This window comes from Chamaesiphon sp. VAR_48_metabat_403 (genome assembly GCF_031422475.1).
Lineage (GTDB): Bacteria > Cyanobacteriota > Cyanobacteriia > Cyanobacteriales > Chamaesiphonaceae > Chamaesiphon.
Map to the genome: position 1 here is coordinate 1 of NZ_JANPLS010000214.1, position 2065 is coordinate 2065.

Here is a 2065-nt window from a genome sequence, read left to right on the forward strand (position 1 = left end):
TAAAAAGATTATTTGGTTAGCAGAAAATTTTGAGGACATCGAGCCGCTCACTCTGAGTGCAAACTTAGCAGGTACTTACAAGCTTCGAGTAGGAGACTACCGAATTATCTATGAATTTAATGAAGTGGATGAGAATATTACTATTTTAAAGATTGGACATCATGGTGAAATCTATGGATAAAAGGCGAGCGGGTTCTGGCACGCTCCGCGATGATATTAATGTCGATTTCTTTGGTTGCGTAATCAAGAGCCTCCGTTTTGCGGAATCGGGTAGTGTAGGTGAAGATCGATTACCTACGGTAGGCTACGCCAACGATTTGGGGTTGGTTCGATGGAGCTGTTTGGATTCGATCGAATGTTAGATATAATGGTACTAGAGCTAGAAAGGATGAATAAATCATGCCAGAGCAACTAGAAGAACGGCTGACATTGTTAGAAGCTGAAGTCGATTGCCGATGGCACGCTTCGCGAACGGCTTAAACGTAAAATCGAGCCAAATCCAGCCGATTCACCTTGGTGGGAAAAAATAGCTGGAACCTTTGCTGAAAATCCCGCTTATGATGAGGCGATGAAATTGGGGCGGGAGTATTGAGAATCCGATCGAAAAACTTCTATAGATGAATAAATGTATATATTAGATACAGATCATCTTAGCGTTTTAGAGCGTAGAGGGGCTAATGCACAATCTTTAAAATGAATTTGAAAATTGCAGCGACAACTATTGATTTTAGGGCACATGAATGTTCTATTAGAGTTCGACGTGTGTTTTTATCGAAGTGAACTAGCTTTTGAAATTAGCCCAAAAAGATCTTAAATTAGTAGTTGATTATATCGATCGATCTGGATACTCTGCGGCTGGAGCGATCTCGATTACCGTAAATCCGCTGCTTAGATCGGTTTAATCGCTTGGAAAGAGTAAAAACACTAACGCTCGATCGCCCTAATTTCTGGTTGAAATTGGGGCGATCGAGCGTGATATACTAACATTTGACTGACAGTAAATGTTGGTCTAAAATTAAAATCCCGTTAAGTTTTAGATCTATGGCTATTCTCGATCGACAAGGCAGATTATTTGGTAAATTCAGCCTCCTCGACATTGGGGCTGTCCTAGTAATATTATTTGTCATCGTCGGCATCTTCATTTCGCCCGGTAGCACAGGGCGCATTAATGGGCAAGAGCAGCCGCAAGCAGTCGAAGCCGATGTAATTGTCCGAGGGTTAAACGTACTCAACCCTGACTCTTTAATGACGCAATTTAGCCCCGGTAGCAAACTCAGTTTTGTCATTCGCAACCAGCCAGCCGGACAAGTCGATATCAAATCTGTCCGTCAGCTCGATCGTAATTTAGCAGTACCACAAGCAGACGGTACTGTCAAGGCAATGAAAGACCCCCGTCCCGATTCTTATAGTGTCGATATGATTGTCACCGTCACGGGTAAAGGTCAAAAAACCAAAGAGGGACTGGTACTGGGCAACACTAAAATGAAGATTGGTTCTTCAGTCGAGATCGACCAACTCAATTACAATTTTAACGGTACGGTCATTGACATTCGCTATTTGGATAAATAAGTGGATAGCGAAAAGTGCGTTCTTGGGGCGCGAGCTTTGTGGGGGAAGCTTCCCCCACAAACGTCGCTTGTTTCCCCTGTCTTGTCTCGCCTTTTTGGACGGGTTCCCCGTCAAAAAAGGCGAGCCGCAAGTAAAGCACCTTTTCAAGACAGGGGGATTCCCACCAATTTCGCTTCGAGCTAGAGATGTGTATACACGGTAGCCTTATAAAGGTTGACTCATGCTCCGAACTCTCATCTCCCATCCCCATCTCTAACATTTTCATACTCCGTTGGCGAAGCCTCTTTCAAGAAACACTAGCCACAATTGGCTCAGGAACTAGATCGAAGCCCATTTTTTTCGCCCGTTGTTTTAGAGTTTGAATACACGTTGTTGATATTGTTGCTCATAAGCTTCTGCACCAGCATCAACAAAATCTTCACCAGTAGTCCATAAGTGATAAAAAATCCGCGCTAACTTATGAGCCGTTGCCGTAATTGCAATTGGCGCACCAGAA

Annotated in this window: 3 protein-coding genes and 1 pseudogene; all 4 read left to right on the forward strand. The window is 43.5% G+C overall.

Annotated elements, in window-relative coordinates:
• Positions 1–181, forward strand: a 181-nt coding sequence (locus tag RMO79_RS10050) for a type II toxin-antitoxin system RelE/ParE family toxin (RefSeq protein ID WP_310483008.1), incomplete at its 5' end; no start/stop codon positions are given.
• On the forward strand, positions 174–362 hold the full coding sequence (locus tag RMO79_RS10055) for a hypothetical protein (RefSeq protein ID WP_310483009.1): 189 nt from the start codon (positions 174–176) through the stop codon (positions 360–362). The genes RMO79_RS10050 and RMO79_RS10055, both read left to right, overlap by 8 nt.
• 359 nt (positions 363–721) lie before the next feature.
• Positions 722–814 (forward strand): annotated as a pseudogene (locus RMO79_RS24515) (retroviral-like aspartic protease); the annotation flags it as partial.
• A 227-nt stretch (positions 815–1041) separates the two neighbouring features.
• Positions 1042–1569, forward strand: a complete 528-nt coding sequence (locus RMO79_RS10060; protein ID WP_310483010.1) for a DUF4330 domain-containing protein — start codon at positions 1042–1044, stop codon at positions 1567–1569.
• The last annotated feature ends 496 nt before the right edge of the window (positions 1570–2065 follow it).